Annotated in this window: 13 protein-coding genes and 1 other annotated feature; of the genes, 2 read left to right on the forward strand and 11 right to left on the reverse strand. The window is 38.9% G+C overall.

What is annotated here, in order from left to right:
- Window positions 1–5 precede the first annotated feature (5 nt).
- The gene (locus tag ACTHOQ_RS00505) at window positions 6–872 is read left to right on the forward strand and encodes an ABC transporter permease (protein WP_440493696.1); all 867 of its coding nucleotides are present in this window, start codon (window positions 6–8) and stop codon (window positions 870–872) included.
- Between the two features lie 93 nt (window positions 873–965).
- Here ACTHOQ_RS00505 and ACTHOQ_RS00510 read toward each other — a convergent pair whose 3' ends face one another.
- The 10 genes from ACTHOQ_RS00510 to ACTHOQ_RS00555 form a co-directional block, all read right to left on the reverse strand.
- The gene (locus ACTHOQ_RS00510; protein WP_440493697.1) at window positions 966–1,205 is read right to left on the reverse strand and encodes a hypothetical protein; all 240 of its coding nucleotides are present in this window, start codon (window positions 1,203–1,205) and stop codon (window positions 966–968) included.
- A gap of 153 nt (window positions 1,206–1,358) precedes the next feature.
- Window positions 1,359–3,047, reverse strand: a complete 1,689-nt coding sequence (locus ACTHOQ_RS00515; RefSeq protein ID WP_440493698.1) for a YcdB/YcdC domain-containing protein — start codon at window positions 3,045–3,047, stop codon at window positions 1,359–1,361.
- Between the two features lie 23 nt (window positions 3,048–3,070).
- Entirely contained in the window at window positions 3,071–3,589 is a 519-nt protein-coding gene (locus ACTHOQ_RS00520) for a hypothetical protein (RefSeq protein WP_440493699.1), read from the reverse strand.
- 208 nt (window positions 3,590–3,797) lie between these two features.
- A complete protein-coding gene (locus ACTHOQ_RS00525) occupies window positions 3,798–4,481 on the reverse strand; it encodes an ABC transporter permease (protein ID WP_440493700.1) in 684 nt (227 codons plus the stop codon).
- On the reverse strand, window positions 4,478–5,377 hold the full coding sequence (locus ACTHOQ_RS00530; protein WP_440493701.1) for an osmoprotectant ABC transporter substrate-binding protein: 900 nt from the start codon (window positions 5,375–5,377) through the stop codon (window positions 4,478–4,480). The genes ACTHOQ_RS00525 and ACTHOQ_RS00530 overlap by 4 nt, the downstream gene beginning before the upstream one ends.
- Complete coding sequence (locus tag ACTHOQ_RS00535) at window positions 5,374–6,021, reverse strand: ABC transporter permease (protein ID WP_440493702.1); 648 nt, start codon at window positions 6,019–6,021, stop codon at window positions 5,374–5,376. The genes ACTHOQ_RS00530 and ACTHOQ_RS00535 overlap by 4 nt, the downstream gene beginning before the upstream one ends.
- The gene (locus tag ACTHOQ_RS00540) at window positions 6,018–7,157 is read right to left on the reverse strand and encodes a betaine/proline/choline family ABC transporter ATP-binding protein (protein ID WP_440493703.1); all 1,140 of its coding nucleotides are present in this window, start codon (window positions 7,155–7,157) and stop codon (window positions 6,018–6,020) included. Before ACTHOQ_RS00540 ends, ACTHOQ_RS00535 begins: the two co-directional genes overlap by 4 nt.
- A gap of 594 nt (window positions 7,158–7,751) precedes the next feature.
- Window positions 7,752–9,401 (reverse strand): methionine--tRNA ligase, encoded by a 1,650-nt coding sequence (gene metG, locus ACTHOQ_RS00545; RefSeq protein ID WP_440493704.1) that lies wholly within the window; start codon window positions 9,399–9,401, stop codon window positions 7,752–7,754.
- A 46-nt stretch (window positions 9,402–9,447) separates the two neighbouring features.
- Window positions 9,448–9,687 (reverse strand) — a binding site (T-box leader).
- Between the two features lie 51 nt (window positions 9,688–9,738).
- Window positions 9,739–11,568, reverse strand: coding sequence for a hypothetical protein (locus ACTHOQ_RS00550; protein ID WP_440493705.1), 1,830 nt, complete (start codon window positions 11,566–11,568; stop codon window positions 9,739–9,741).
- Between the two features lie 427 nt (window positions 11,569–11,995).
- On the reverse strand, window positions 11,996–12,778 hold the full coding sequence (locus tag ACTHOQ_RS00555) for a sulfite exporter TauE/SafE family protein (protein WP_440493706.1): 783 nt from the start codon (window positions 12,776–12,778) through the stop codon (window positions 11,996–11,998).
- A 101-nt stretch (window positions 12,779–12,879) separates the two neighbouring features.
- Between ACTHOQ_RS00555 and ACTHOQ_RS00560 the strand changes: the two genes are divergently transcribed.
- Window positions 12,880–13,767: a LysR family transcriptional regulator gene (locus ACTHOQ_RS00560; RefSeq protein WP_440493707.1), complete on the forward strand. Its 888-nt coding sequence runs from the start codon at window positions 12,880–12,882 to the stop codon at window positions 13,765–13,767.
- A gap of 578 nt (window positions 13,768–14,345) precedes the next feature.
- Here the strand turns inward: ACTHOQ_RS00560 and ACTHOQ_RS00565 are convergent.
- Window positions 14,346–15,323 carry an NADPH:quinone reductase gene (locus tag ACTHOQ_RS00565; RefSeq protein WP_440493708.1) on the reverse strand — a complete coding sequence of 326 codons (978 nt, stop codon included), beginning with the start codon at window positions 15,321–15,323 and terminating at the stop codon, window positions 14,346–14,348.
- Window positions 15,324–15,635 lie beyond the last annotated feature (312 nt).

Genomic DNA, 15,635 nt, shown 5'->3' on the forward strand with positions numbered 1-15,635 from the left:
AATGAATGCTGCTAAGTTTAGTCGCCCGTAATAATAAAGTATTTTTGCGCAATAAAATGCTCGTTTTTTTCTCGCTTCTTTCCGTTCTTATACTAGTCGGATTGTACGCCATTTTTCTGCAGAAGCTGCAAGTGGATTCAATTGCCCAGCATGTTCCCGTTACGCCTGAAATAGAAGTGATGGTCAGTGAATGGATGGTCGCCGGTCTGTTATCGATTATTGCGATGACTACAACGCTTGGTGTATTTGGTATTTATATTAAAGACTTGGAAACGAAAACAACAGCTGATTTTTTAGTAACCGCTGCATCTCGCTTCAAAATTCAATTAAGTTATGTCATAAGTTCATTTATGATTGGTTTTGCAATAACTTTCATCGGTTTTATTTCCTGTGAAATTTTCATCATTTCCATTGGCGGCGAAATGCTTTCTCCCGTCGCTATGTTTAAATCAGTAAGTGTATTGATTTTGGCGGTGCTCCTAAGCAGCATGATTAATTTATTCATTGTATTGTTCATCCAAACAGAAACCGCCTTTTCAACGGTCAATACGATCATCGGTACACTTTTAGGATTTTTATGCGGGATCTATGTGCCAATGGCTGTATTGCCAACCCCTGCGCAATCGGTCATTCACTTGTTTCCAGTAAGCCATATAACGGTCTTGCTGCGTGATGTCTTTATGGCAAATTCCATTGAAACGGTATTTGCCGGCAATGACGAATTTGCGGATACGTATAAATTGGATTATGGGGTTGTATATGAGATCGGCGGCTCTGTCGTTTCAAGCACGATGAGTTTATTATTCATAATGGGCACGATTATCGTTCTTGGTACATTATCAGCTTTTGTGTTTAGAAGGAAGCATAAATGAATTTCGGATTTATACCTACTGCAAAAAGAGTACTGCATCAAAACTACAGTACTCTTTTTATTATCGATTTAACCAACTTCGATAAAGTTCGATTTAGAAAATCCGCGAATACCCGCCGTTAATTAATACCATTATCAGTAAGAAAACCGTAATAAAACCGATGCCTAAAATATTGCTGAACTTAAAGAGCATCATTTGCAGTTCCGAGTGTTGCGGCGGCTTCTCATAGCGCCATCTATCCATAAACATGATTGCATCATCAGGTTTATATAATCCCCAAATACAATAAGCGTAAAATGGAATCGAGAATACAATCGCCATTAATAATAACATTTCAACATCATCGCCTTTCCTTTTATTTCACTACACGAAATGAATAACCGGAACGGGTAATGTCTTATAGTTTATTATAAAAGATATCCCTTTGCCATTTGAGTGGTAAAGGGAATATTTTATTTATTGGGCACTATTTCCCCCTAAAACTTATTAATAATTGTCAATTTGATATTCGTTCATTTTATGTGCTAAACGAATTGTCACTTGTGCTAATTGTGCATATGTTACTTCACTTTTTGGCTTCAGCTGATTATTTTCAGCTTCTAGTAATCCCATTGCATATGCTAATGCAACATGGCCGCGAAGCTCTTTATCTACTTGTGCAGCATCACTGTAATTCAACTCATATATATCGCTGAGTTGCGCTGGTTTATTAAGCTTTAGCGTTCCAATAACCCATTTTGCCAGTTCCTCATTTGAAAGGGATGTCATAGGATTAAATGTTTTTGCAGACGCATCAAGCATACCCATTTTTAATGCATGTGAGACAAATGAATATAAAGCATGATCCGGTGTTATATCCGTAAACGATTGGTCCGTCAATTCAAATTCATTATATCTAGAGCTATAATACATATATGTGACCGATTTCAGTAAAACTTTTAGCGCTTCCTCTTTTGTAACAGCAGCATCTGGGTTAAACGTTTCATTTACTTCTAAAATACCTGCATGAATTAAATAGTTTAATTCCTCCTCAGCTGTTGGATGCTTGATTTTCGGCTTGTCTGAAGTCGCCTTACCAAAAGCATCTAACCATTCCCCTGTTTTTGCATCAATGACAGCAGACGAGCCTTCTTTGAAAACTGGCTGATATGCTAAGCTATAATGCTGTTCATTTCCTACTTTAGGATGGTTCACATATTGCAGCTTTAGTTTCAACTCATCTTTCAATAACTTAGTTGCTTCCTGTTCTGTTAAAATATCGGTTGCTGCTGGCCACTCCACATCATCATATGAGGTAACATTCAAGCTTACTAAAGCACCTGTTTTGGCATCGACACTAACTGAGATATCGTCTCCGGCAACTGTTAACCCGTTAACGATACGCGGGAACGTAAAGTAATAACTGTCATTATAACTTTCGTGGAAGCCATCATTTACAGGCATTGCATACTTATGAGCATTTGAAGGTACCCATTCTTTCACAAGAGCAATTGCCTTATCTAACGCCTGTTTTTGAGTTAATTTCACTTCTGTATTGCTGTCGTCCTCCTCTACTTCGAGGCTACTTTTAACATCACTATAATGGATAAATTCTCCTGTTGCTTTATCAATTGTTAGTACTGCACCTGTTCCTCCATTACGGTAGTTATACATATATTGAATGTTGAATACTTCTTTGCCAGTCTCCGTTGTTGTTTCATCAACGGCCCCAATTTCTAACTGAACACCTTTCATATCTGTTGCAAGTAATTTCTCAGCCAATGCACGTGCCTGTTTTGATGTCATGTTCGGCTGTTTTGCTGCTAGAGGTGACGAAATAATTGGTGTAATCCCTTTTGCTGATAATGTTGAGGATAGCCCGTCCACTGTTAACCATTCCCCTGTTTGAGCATGAATACCCGAAATAACTTGGCTATTCGGTTCGTAAACAAGCTTTACTTTGTGATTCCCTGTTGAATAATCTGGTACAATTCTGTACGACAACTGTGCTTTTAATGCATCTCGCAAACGGTTGGCAATGGAAGATTCGTCTTGTTTTTTTGATGGGTCATCATACGTAGAATTCTTAGTTGGAGGTGTTGTTCTGTAAAATGATGATACTGTGCCATCACCTAACACACTGATATTGATTGTTTGATCTGAAATTGAAATATCTGAATTTTTCTTTTCATACATAAACGAGTATTCAACTGGTTGCGTTAAAATAGAGAGGTAGAATAATAATCGTATGCATTTGGTACAAGCTCATACCCTTCACCTTTATTGAACCTATCCATAAATTTATCCGCTACTTTTTGCGCTTCTTCTTTTGTATATTTTGCCGGGAACAATACATGCTTTGATTTTACTGGTTGATAATGGAAACTTTCTAACTCTAAATTTTCTCCAGCAAAAATAAAGCTTCCATATACAAATTGGTTATCAATATGCTTCGAGAAATTAAGTTCATAGCGCACTATCGTATCTGTTGGACGTGAATAACCTGCCCCTGTTTGGAAATCTTTTTCGGTTACATTCGAGAACTCATTCGGAAAGAATTCTCTAAAACGCTTCATTAAATCCTCTTTTGTAACCGTTGTATTCGTTTGCGCGACTTGAATCGGCAATGTCTCCATACGCTCATTTCCTAATGTTGAAGCGCTTGCCATTGGTGCTAATAACCCAACAGATAGTGCTGTTGCAGTTAACATTGCACCCGCCTTTTTAAAAGTTACCACTCTTCATCCCCCTATCTCTTTTTTCGTAAAACATATGTTTACACTTTAATTATACATAACTTGGAATTAAAAAGTCTCATATTTTCAACAATTTGACATTATTTCAAAATTAACTATAGTAAGAACAGAAAAAACCAATTTTCCTTAAAGAAGAAAATTGGTTTTTTCGATTTGCCCAGCTCGTTTTAATTGCTATTAAAATATAATTTCAAGCCGCGATTTTTATTTTTTTCCTTTTCGTTCGATTAAGTCGATTTCCCAGCCATAACAGTAAAACGTCTGCCAAAATGGCCATTAAAGCGGTTGGAAGCGCTCCTGCTAAAATAATAGCCGTTCCGCTTGTTGCGTTTGTTCCGCGAATAATAATATCGCCAAGTCCGCCTGCACCGATAAACGCACCGATTGCGACAATGCCGATCGCAACGACAAGCGCAATGCGTATGCCTGTTATAATAACAGACAGGCTTAGAGGCAGCTCGACAATATACAGGATTTGAAGCTTTGTCATCCCCATGCCGCGTCCAGCGTCAGTCAAGCTTCGATCAATATTCTTAATGCCGACATACGTGTTTTTAACAATAGGCAAAAGAGAATAAAAAAATACCGTCACAATAACTGTTGATTTCCCTAGACCTAGTACGAGCATAATCATAGCCATTAATGCGAGCGCCGGAATCGTTTGAATAATATTGGCGAGCGTAATGACCGGTCCGGAAAATTTCGGGAATTTTGAAATCCAAACCCCTACCGGAATCCCTGCAGCACAAGCAAGCAATACACCATAAATGGAAAGTAAAAAATGCCCGGTAAACTGTGAAAATACATAATAACCATTTTCCCTCATATAGAAGAAAAATTGTTCAACAATCGAGAGCTGTGTCATATCCGTCATGGTGTGTTACCTCCAGAAAAATAATTGTTCTCCTTTAAAAACTCATCTGCTACAATAGCTGGCTCAATTAGATTATTGTCAGCCAAAAAGTTCAGACGCTGCATCTCTTCCGTTGAAATTTTGCCAACGAGTAGTTTTAGAGCTTTTTTAACCTCGGGCTTTTCCTCCAATAATTCTGTGTCTGCAAATGGCGAAGCATCATACGGCGGGAAAAATTGAAGATCGTCCTCCAAAATAACTAAATCATATGAAGAAATACGACCGTCAGTTGTATAGCCAAGTACGACATCCACTTCATTCTGTGAAACAGCATTATAAACAAGACCGATCTGCATCGGGAAAACACGCCCAAATTCGAAGCCATATGTTTCTCCGAAAGCCTTATAACCATCGCCTTCACGGTTCATCCAGGACGTATCAACCCCAACCTTCAATTCTGAGGCTATTTCCTTCAAATCACTGATTGTCTCAAGACCGTATTTATTCGCTGTTTCCTGTGTAACCATAAAAGCATACGTATTATTAAAGCCATATGAATCAAAGAACGTCATTTTAAACTCATCCTGAAATATTCGCTGGACATTCTTCAAAGCTTTTTGCGGATCGCTTATCGGCTCTTGTTTAAGCGTTCCGGTTAAATCCGTTCCTGTATAGCGCACCGCTGAAATATTTACATCGCCATTCAGCATCGCCTGGTGCAGCACAACGGAAGAGCCTAAATTATTTATTAGAACCACTTCTTCATCAGTGTAATGTTCAAGCATCCCTTTCACAATATATGCGATAATCTGACTCTCGGTTGTTACGACCGAACCAATGCGGATTTTATCGTTAGTTTCATTGTTACAGGCGCTTAAAAAAGTTGCGACAAGTAGAATCACCAACAACTTTCTCATGATGTTCGACCTCCTTGCATACGAAGCCCTTTTGGAATCATGAAGTGTTCAAAACGACTTAGCAGGAAGTCCACCAGCAGGGCTAAAACAGTTACTAACACTACCCCTCCTACAATAAGCTCTGTTTTATACAAATTAAGACCATTGAAAATAAAATCGCCTAATCCGCCAGCACCAATATAAGATGCCAATGTTGCCCAGGAAATAACATACACTGCAGACAAGCGGATTCCCGACATGATGATTGGCATGGCAAGCGGTAATTCAACCATTCGCATCGATTGCATCGGGGTCATGCCCATCGCTGTACCTGCCGCTTTAATATTTTGGTTAACCGAACGCATCCCGATAAACGTATTGTTCAATATAGGTAATAAAGAATAGATGCATAATGCAACAATTGCGGGTACTTTTCCGACACCTAAAAAAGGAATCATAATCGCCAGCAGAGCAAGTGAAGGGACGGTCTGCAGAACACTCGTAGCCGTCAGGACGATTTTTGCAATTGTTTTCGTTTTCGATAACAATATCCCTAAAGGAACAGCAATGACGATTCCTAATAATAAAGCGCTAAATGATATGTAGAAGTGCTCCCATGTTTTAAGTAAAATGTCGGCACTATTTTCCGTAAAAAAACTCATCATGCATCCACCAGCTCCTGTTCCTCTTCGCCCCAAATAGTATCGTAAACAATATCAACTATGTTTGCGCGTGTAATGAGACCAATGAGACGGTGCTGTTCATCGACGACCGGAATATTACTCAGGTTCAGATTTAGAATACGGCGTACTGTTTCCTGCAGTTTGGAACCCGTCTTCATAAAAATTACGTCCCGATTATAAACTTCGGAAACACTTTTTTTCGTGCGTGCATTCCCTGTTAAACTTTCGACTGTTAAAAAACCGAGTAATCGATTTTGGCCATCTGTTACAAACAGTGTATCAACGCGTGATTTTACCATTAGTCGAATCGCCTCATCCAAACTGCGCTCAATCGTGATGGAAATCGGTTTAATCATCACTTCATCTACCGTTTTCACATTCGGTTTTTGCTGAATTAATCGATGTGAACCGATGAATTCTTTTACAAAGTCATTGGCCGGATTCGCTAAAATATTGTCGGGTGTATCAAACTGCACAAGTTTTCCCTCATGCATGACAGCTATGCGATCTGCAAGCTTAATTGCCTCATCCATATCATGCGTGACAAAAATAATGGTTTTATCCAGCGTCTTTTGAAGCTCTTTAATTAAGTCCTGTAATGTATCACGTGTAATGGGATCAAGTGCACCGAACGGCTCATCCATCAAAATAATATCCTGTTCTGCTGCAAGTGCGCGTATAACACCGATACGCTGCTGCTGCCCGCCGGAAAGCTGAGATGGATAATAATCCAAATACGTTTCCGGTAAATTGACTAATGATAAAAGATACTTTGCGGTTTCGTCGCGCTTTTCTTTTGACCACTGAAGCAGCCGTGGCACAATTGTGATATTTTCCCGTATCGTCATATGCGGCATTAAACCAATTTGCTGAATGACATAGCCTATACTTCTCCTAAGTGTGACAGGATTCAGCTTAGTAATCTCTTTCCCGTTGATTGAAATCGTTCCGCTTGTAGGCTCGACCATGCGATTAAGCATACGAAGGGCTGTCGTTTTACCACTGCCGCTCGTTCCTATAAATGCAATAAACTCTCCTTTTTGAATATCGAGCGTTAAATTATCGACTGCCACTTTCCCGCCCCTGTATACCTTTCGTAAGTTTTCGATATGTAACATACTGCTCATTCCTTTTCTAAATGAATTATTATACTTCGCAGCCTATTGAACGAAATACTCTATTTACATACCCTATTTTTCCGAAAAGTTAACAACAATGACACTGATTTTGCTCTGTTGCGATTTTAAGAGATTTGTCTGTAATAATTTTTGCGCCGCTGTAACATAGTATGGCTGTATCCCGTGCAATTGTAATCTGTAATAATTCCAGCACAATAAATAAACTGTCCCAACAAATAAAGGCATATAAATAGCATAATTTCATGCCATTTATATACCTTAAGTTTTAATAGATGAGGAAGATCATGGGGATGGAACATATAATAAATATTCAATCTTTTAATAATTATCTCATTGTAAACTGAACAAGCAATCGCTTTGAACATTCCAAATTCGCTAACTAAGCAAGGGAAAATTTTTTAGTATCAAGACCTAGCGGGTATGGCAAAAGAAAGCTTCATCAATTTATTGCAGGTCTTGGCACAACGTATAAAGGCAATGTTGTGTCAGACAAATAGTTTATTTAGGAATCCCGTTTAGAGAAGCTATTAATTATAAAAGAGCAGCACCTTTTCACTATTCCGCGCCATTTTTTCATCCATTGCTTTTAACCTTTTGATTTGTCTGTAATTTTTCGAGCTCCACATCGATCTGCTTTACATCAATCCGATCGTAAAGCGGGGTGATTGCCGCTAACCGTGTTGGCAATTTATAGATTGTCGTCCACCGGTTTTCTTTTATGCGCAGCATTTTTTGGATTTCTTCACATCCAAATGGTATAAATGGCTGTAATAGCTGGCTTAGATTTTGGATAATAAAAGTACAAGTCACTAATGTTTCTGCGCATTTCTCTCTTTTTTCATGAATGGTAATCCAAGGCTGCTGTTCATCAAAATAACGGTTTGCAGAACGTATAAATTCAAAAATCATATCCAGTGCATTTTTACATTGACCTTTTTCAATTGATTCCCCTGCTTCTATATATATATTGTCCACACGCATTTTGATCTGTTCATCAACAACAGCTTCCGGAACAGTGCTATCAAACGATTTTTCAATAAACTTCAATGTGCGATTTACAAAATTCGCAAATGCCCCTAATAGTTCACTATTGTGACTATATACAAATTCGCGCCATGAAAAATCCGCATCTCTCGTTTCCGGCGCATTAATCGTTAAAAAATAACGCAGTGAATCCGGATGATATCTTTCCAAAAATTGCGGCACCCAAACTGCCCAATTTTGGCTTGTGGACAATTTCTGTTTTTCTAAAGTTAAGTATTCATTCGAAATAACATGTTTTGGCAAACCCCCATTATTGATGCCAAGTAAAATCGCTGGCCAAATAACTGTATGGAAAGGGATATTGTCTTTTCCGTGAATATAATAAGATTTCGTATCCCCGCTCCACCATTTCGCGACATCTAATTCATGCTGCTCGCCCCATGCTAAACTTGCTGTTAAATAGCCTGCCACCGCTTCGATCCAAACATAAATTTTCTTCCCTTCAAACCCTTTGACAGGAACATCGATTCCATTCGGCAAATCTCTTGTAACCGCCCGATCCGGTACTCCTTCTGCTAAATAGCGCTTTGTCAGCTGAATGGCATTATCCCGCCAATTGTTATTCAAATCTGCGTTTTCCACAAATTGTTCGAGCTGTTTCTGAAACTTACTGAACGCAAAATAAAAATGTTCTGTTTTGCGGATTTCCGGTGGATTTCCGCATATTTTGCATCTTTTATCATGTAAATCAAGCGGATCCAATATTGCGGAACATTTGTCGCATTGGTCACCTCGTGCTTTTGCCCCACAATTTGGACATATCCCTTCAACAAATCGGTCAGGCAAAAATTGTTTATCATGGACGCAATATGCCTGCTCTATTTTTTTTGTATATAAATGACCGTTTTCAAGCAATTTCAAGAAGATTTTTTGCACTGATTGATGATGATGAACAGAATCTGTGCGCGTATATAAATCATACGTAAAGTCCAGTTTTTTAAAACAATCGGCAAATTCATTGTGGTACCGGTCGGCAATCTCTTTTACAGTTGTATTTTCCTGATTTGCGCGTATGGAGATCGGGGTTCCATTACAATCACTTCCCGAAACGTATAAGACTTCCTCCCCTTTCATACGATAATATCTTGCTAAAATATCTCCCGGTAATAAAGCTGCAATATGTCCTAAGTGCAATGATCCATTTGCATATGGCCAAGCACCGCCAATCAAAACTGCCATGTTTTCCACTCCCCTCAAAATAAAAAAAAGCCCTAATCGAAAAAACGATTAGGACGAAAAAAATCCGTGTTACCACCTAAATTTACAAATAGCTCACACCATTTGCCTTAATCAGTACGTGTTCATACTGCTGCTGTTGTAACGAGTGCCAACCTCGTCGTAGCCTACTTGCTTTTCGGTACGAAGCTCTAAGGTCATATTCAGTAAGATTGATTTGCTTTATTTCCACCAACAAAAGCTCTCTTGTAAACGCTTCTTACTTACTCTTCCTTGTCAAAGCCTAAATATGAATTGTCATTATACTAACACCTGAATTTACCAATTGCAACATAGAAATTTAGGCTAATAACTGTTTTGCGAGTTCCTTTACATCTTTATCCTTTGATTCTTTTGCATAGCGCTGAGCAAGTAATTCAATTTCTGTTCCTTGCCAATGCATTTTATTATATTCAAACAATGTTTGCATCGTAATATATTGCAATTGAGCATCTGATGTTTGCAGGCATTTTTCCAAAAACTCCAATCCTGCCCCATCATAATTATCCAGTTCTTCAACAAGTATTAGCACAACCATTTTTTGCTCATCTGTCAGGTCATTGAAATCACCGAAGGAATTCGTTATTTCAATAAGCTCTCCGATAATTTGGGCATCGTTAAGTGCAAATAATGACATATAATATTTATAATTTAACGGGTCGTTATTTATTTTTTCGAATAATATATTTGTTATATCCGCTCCATAAAACTGTGCTGCCGGCAATGCATAGTCATCATTCTCTTCACTGTTTTGCAGCGTTTCCATCGCTTGCTTCAGCCATACCGGATTTTCGGCAATTTCCCCAATATTGTCTTCAACCGCACGTTTTTCATGAGGTTTCCAGTTTGCGGAAAAGCGTTCTTCCCATGTCTCTTCATCGACCTGTAAATATTCATGGATTTGCGTCAATATATAAAACTGCCGAAGCGACTGGCAATGTGTTTTTGCATGGTATGTATAGCGCATTAATGCTTGACCAGCATATTCGTAATCATCCATTGTTTGATAGGAGCCTTCATATAATAATGCTAAAATTATTGTTCCTGCGCCCTCGAATATTTTTCCGGAAATCGCAGGCTCATGAAGTTCAATGTCCAGCTTCCCTTTATCTGCACAAATTAAGGCAGAGGCATTCCCGGGTACTGTATCTTTCAGCCCTTCAAGCAATACCCATTGACGGATCTCTTCACGCGAAGCATCCAAAAAGTTTAGTGCTTCTAATTTTCCCCAGCCCTCTACATTTTTAGCAATATGCCATACCGCTTCATTGCTGTTTGCCGTACCGTTCGTCAGCGCAAATAGGGCGACTCCCGTGAATTCTTCATGGAGGGCGATGATTTTTAATCGCTCTTTTTGTTCCTCGCATTTTCCCGTACCTAAAACAAGAAGAGCAAATTTCACGACTTCCCGGTGAGCCGCATGTTCAAGCAGCCAAATCGCCTCTTCCTTCACACGGCTTTCGTCTTTATCGGCTTCAGAGAACATCTCCAGAAACTCATGAAAATAACTAATGACCTTTTCATCTTTTATTTTTTCGTATGTTACTTTTCGAGTCCGGTCATTTGGATTTGCCGCTTGCTCCAAAAATAATTTAACGAGCTTTTTCGTATAGAACGGCGACACTTGTTCTGAATGCAGCTGATCCGAAAAACCAGGCGCCAATTTTAGATGGTGCTCATCATATAAAAAATCATCGTCCGGCAAATCTTTCGAAACGAGATGGTGATGCTGATGAAATTGCTGTTCGATAGAAGGGACAATACAGTCTTTATTCGACCATGGCAAAAACTGAATTGTCATCGAATCCTGCAGCAGCTGTTTCCCATCTACTTTCACCGTCACATTCAATTTCATAAAGCCCCCGATTTTAACGACCACTTTATGCGTTTTTCCATCGCTCGATTGGAATATTCCTTTTAACGTTGAAAAAGGAATGATATGCGACCAAATCGATTTACGGACATGCTGCGCGATAATTTGCCCATCAACTTTTACAACTTCCTCCAGCATTTCATTGATGATTTCGATTTTATGTCCTTTAAAATCAATGGCCCAGTATTTTTCCACTTCTTTCGCAACATCATTTTGGACATTGCGCATTTCCCGTTTAAACTCTTCTTTAAATCCCATTTATCTGCTCCTCTATTGTACACATGCTTTTAGACAATCATATTAAATATTGCTGACTATAATATTAAAAAAATCAAAACAAACAATATAATAACACAAATATCCAAATTTCCTTGCTATAATCTTAATCGATCCATCAATATGCTAGTAGTAAAGTTGTTTACTCCAGATAAGAAGGTTTTACGATTATTCAGCGATAGGGCGCAGTTTATATAGAATATGTGGTCTTCTTTATAAAAATTTTTTCACACCGCTCTAACTGTAACACTAGACCGGGGCTATATTTGTTGTAGAAAAAAATTTAAACTACTATAGTAAATTTCCAAATAATAAAGAACTACTCAATAAAACACTCCTACGAGTTGTTTCCCTAATCCCCTCCCTCCTGTACCGACAATTACCACTCCATTAATTTCCATTTAAATTACTAGAACAGCAAATCAAAAACAACTTGAACAATTAACAGGAAAAAGATAACCGGGAGCAGCATTTGAATCCATTTCCCTTTTAAATAAGGAATGATTTTCAATCCGATATGTGAGCCTGCAATTGAGCCGACCGTTACTGGAACCGCAATGCCCCAATCGACAATGCCATAGAAAAAATAAAATAAAAAGGCGCTCATACAACTTGCAAACATCATAAAACGGGTCATTTCAGCAGCCTTTATGTAGCTAAACCGATTCTTTAAAAAGTACGTTATGTTTAAAAGCGCCGATCCCGGGCCAAATCCCCCATCGTAGATTCCGATAAAAAATGGGGCTATCATTTTCCTTCGTTGTTCGCCGTCATGGGAATCACCCTTTTCCTGATCATTCACTGCCACAGCCGCATTCCTTTTTAAAACAAAGATAAACATTGCAATAAGCACAATACAAGCTACAATATTCATCATCATTTCGGACATTCTAGTCGCTAAAAATGCACCGCTAATCCCCCCAAGTCCAGCAACCAGCATGAGCAGAAGCATTTGTTTTAGCTGCACTTTCTTTTTTAATACAAGAACAAGGACCGTCGTAAGAGAAGATACGCCCGTCGCAAATTTGTTTACTGCTACCGTCGCATGAATAGGTATGCCAACCATTAGTAAAGCAGGCAGCAATACGAATCCTGCTGCCCCAAACATAACCCCGATAATGGCTGCAAATATGCCGATACTAAACAATAAAAATCCATCGATCGAAAGCCATTCCAATAGCAGGTTTTCCAAGCAAATCCCCCCCTTCCATTTAAAATACTGCTATATTATTCGTATATCAAATACATAATTTTTGTTTATTCATAAGTTATAATTATGATTGGGGTGAAAAAATGAATTTGCATACGCTGCGCATTTTTACGAATGTCGCAAAACTGGGGAGTATAACCGAAGCAGCGAACTTGCTGCATATTAGTCAGCCGGCCGTCACAGCACAGATCCGAAAGCTCGAGCGCGAGACGGGGGTCAAATTGATTACAGGCAAAGGCAGAGGTATCCAGCTTACATCTGAAGGGGAATTTCTTTATGAGCAAGGACAGCGGTTATTTCATTTGGAAGAACAGATTGATGAAAAATTCAAAGTATTTTTAGAAAGGAAAAAGACAGTGCAAATTGCTGCATCATATATTCCGACGAATTATATTTTGCCGCCAGTAATTGGGGGTTATAAACTGGAAAATCCAAACGTCGATATATATATGTCGTTAGGAAATGTGCAGTCTGTTGAGCGCCGCGTCCTTGCTTATGAAGCCGATTTTGGCTTTGTCGTGCAAAGCAACACCGGTCATGAAGATTTGCAGTTCGAAAAAATACTCGATGTCCCATTTTGGTTTGTTGTACATCCGGCTCATCCTTTAGCGAATAAGGACGTATCGATTTATAAGTTAAGCGAGCACGACTTTATTTACAGGGAACGAGGCAGTTCAACACTTGATTTACTGGAGGCGATTTTTTATTCCCATAATTGCCCGCTGCCTAAATTCGGGATGCAAATGCAGGGCTTGCTTGAATCGATAAAAGTAGTTGAAGCAGGATACGGAATGGCACTTGTCCCCTCATGCAGCGTGAAGGATTTATTAGTACAAGGTCGTCTTGCCCGAGTTTTTGTGGAACAGGCAAATATCAACCAAAGTTTGTTTATTTGCACAAGAAAAACCGATGAGGGCGAGCATCGGTTCATTCGATATTTGAAAGAGAATTTAATGGAGCTGGAGAGTTGACGCTCTAGCTCCATTTCCGCTGCCATTCAATCTTTACTGTATAACAAATAGCGCATTCCAGCTTATGCCATTTTTATTAAGCGGGAAATTTCACATTAAAATCTAACTGTATTGCAAAATAAAAAGGACCAGATACTAGCCTAGTCCTGAAGTTGAATATGTATCGATAATTGTGCAAATGTAAATAGCCTATACGACTGTTCGCCATAAATGTGTTCCGCTTTCTCCATGAAAGCGAGAATCTCCGGACCGAACTGCCGAAACCGGTTGGAATACAGGCCGCTCTTTTCCAATGAAATTCTGCACTTAACTGATCGATACGATAAATAAGCGGAGAAATTCCCCTTATTTCGAAAATAAAAGAAATAATGGCTCAAATAGACGGAGAAATTCCGCCTATTGACCAGAAAAATGCGGAAAAGGGGGCGTTTTCTATAAATAGACGGAAAAATTCCCCTTATTTCCCCTGAAACGGGCTCCAATCCATAAATAAGCGGAAAAACTCCGCTTATTTTCCGCCCACATGCCGTTCAGGCCGCTCCTTTACAATGAAATTCTGCACTTGCTCCTAAAGTTTATTACTGTATTTTTACAACGACTTTCCCGTTATGCTCTCCGTTTATAACAGCATCAAATGCTTTACCCGCTTGTTCTAAAGGATAGCTATGGCCAATCACCGGTTTAAGCAGCTTATTTTCCAATAGCTGTGCCACATCGCTTATCAATTGCTCATGCTCTTCTACAGTTACATTGAACAATACCATCCCGCGAACATCACATTCTTTTTGCATAATGAGACGAGGGTTAATATCAATCTCTCCCCGATTCCCTACTACTACAATCACGCCTTGCTTTGCGATCATTTGCAAATCCGTCTGCAAATTAGCGTTTGCCAAAAATTCTATAATCACATCCGGCCCTTTTCCATCCGTTGCATTAAGTACTGCATATACCGTTTGTTCTGTAATATGATCAAGCACAACATCCGCGCCCGCTTCTTTTACAAGCTGTTTACCTGCTTCCTTGCTTGCTGTACCGATCACTTTCGCACCTAATGCTTTTGCTATTTGAACAGCTTGCAAGCCTACAGCGCCACTAGCTCCATGTATGAGAACGGTTTGCCCCGGTTTTACATTTGCCTTGCTTACTAAAGCCCGGTATGCGGTCAATGCAGGAATCCCCAATGCTGCCCCTTGTTCAAAAGAAATATGGTCAGGTAGCGAATGCACAAAACGGCTTTCACAGATGACTTTTTCCGCAATCGTCCCGCTACTTTTCCCGCTAGGCAAGCTTGCGATAAATACACGATCACCCGCTTTTATATTTGTCACTTGTTCGCCAACCTGTTCGACAATCCCCGCTCCATCTAGACCGGGTGTATATGGCAGATCAGGTTTAATCGCATATGTACCGGTCGACGTATAAACATCACTTGGATTCACGCCCGCCGCATAAAGATTTATTCTTACTTCATTTTCAGCTGGCATATGTATTTCGGTTTGCTCGACTACTAAATTTTCTGATGTACCAAATTGGTTTATTCTTATTGCTTTCAATAACCTCACCTCGAAATGTATAGTATTTTAAGAATATTGGAAATTTTACTTTTTGTATAGCGATTGCCACTTAATATTCTTTTAGCATTATTAATTTTAAAAAAGTAGCCTAAACAGTTTAGTTGGCTTGTGCTACTTTTTAGTGTTTTCTATTCAGTTTAAAGCGATTACACTCTTTTATCAGCGGTCAAAGCAACATAACATTTGTTTTATAAATATTTATTTAACACAATTAGACATATAATTACTGTTAAAAAATGGAGGATTATAAACAAACATATCGAAATTATAGTGTGATAGAGAAAGGAGAAT

It is taken from the genome of Solibacillus silvestris (assembly GCF_051967575.1).
GTDB lineage: Bacteria > Bacillota > Bacilli > Bacillales_A > Planococcaceae > Solibacillus > Solibacillus silvestris_B.

Coding starts and splice junctions, on each gene's coding strand:
- ACTHOQ_RS00505 (WP_440493696.1), top strand. CDS start 6: ATGCTGCTAAGTTTAGTCGCCCGTAATAATAAAGTATTTTTGCGCAAT.
- ACTHOQ_RS00510 (WP_440493697.1), bottom strand. CDS start 1,205: ATGTTATTATTAATGGCGATTGTATTCTCGATTCCATTTTACGCTTAT.
- ACTHOQ_RS00515 (WP_440493698.1), bottom strand. CDS start 3,047: ATGTATGAAAAGAAAAATTCAGATATTTCAATTTCAGATCAAACAATC.
- ACTHOQ_RS00525 (WP_440493700.1), bottom strand. CDS start 4,481: ATGACGGATATGACACAGCTCTCGATTGTTGAACAATTTTTCTTCTAT.
- ACTHOQ_RS00530 (WP_440493701.1), bottom strand. CDS start 5,377: ATGAGAAAGTTGTTGGTGATTCTACTTGTCGCAACTTTTTTAAGCGCC.
- ACTHOQ_RS00535 (WP_440493702.1), bottom strand. CDS start 6,021: ATGATGAGTTTTTTTACGGAAAATAGTGCCGACATTTTACTTAAAACA.
- ACTHOQ_RS00540 (WP_440493703.1), bottom strand. CDS start 7,157: ATGTTACATATCGAAAACTTACGAAAGGTATACAGGGGCGGGAAAGTG.
- metG (WP_440493704.1), bottom strand. CDS start 9,401: ATGGCAGTTTTGATTGGCGGTGCTTGGCCATATGCAAATGGATCATTG.
- ACTHOQ_RS00550 (WP_440493705.1), bottom strand. CDS start 11,568: ATGGGATTTAAAGAAGAGTTTAAACGGGAAATGCGCAATGTCCAAAAT.
- ACTHOQ_RS00560 (WP_440493707.1), top strand. CDS start 12,880: ATGAATTTGCATACGCTGCGCATTTTTACGAATGTCGCAAAACTGGGG.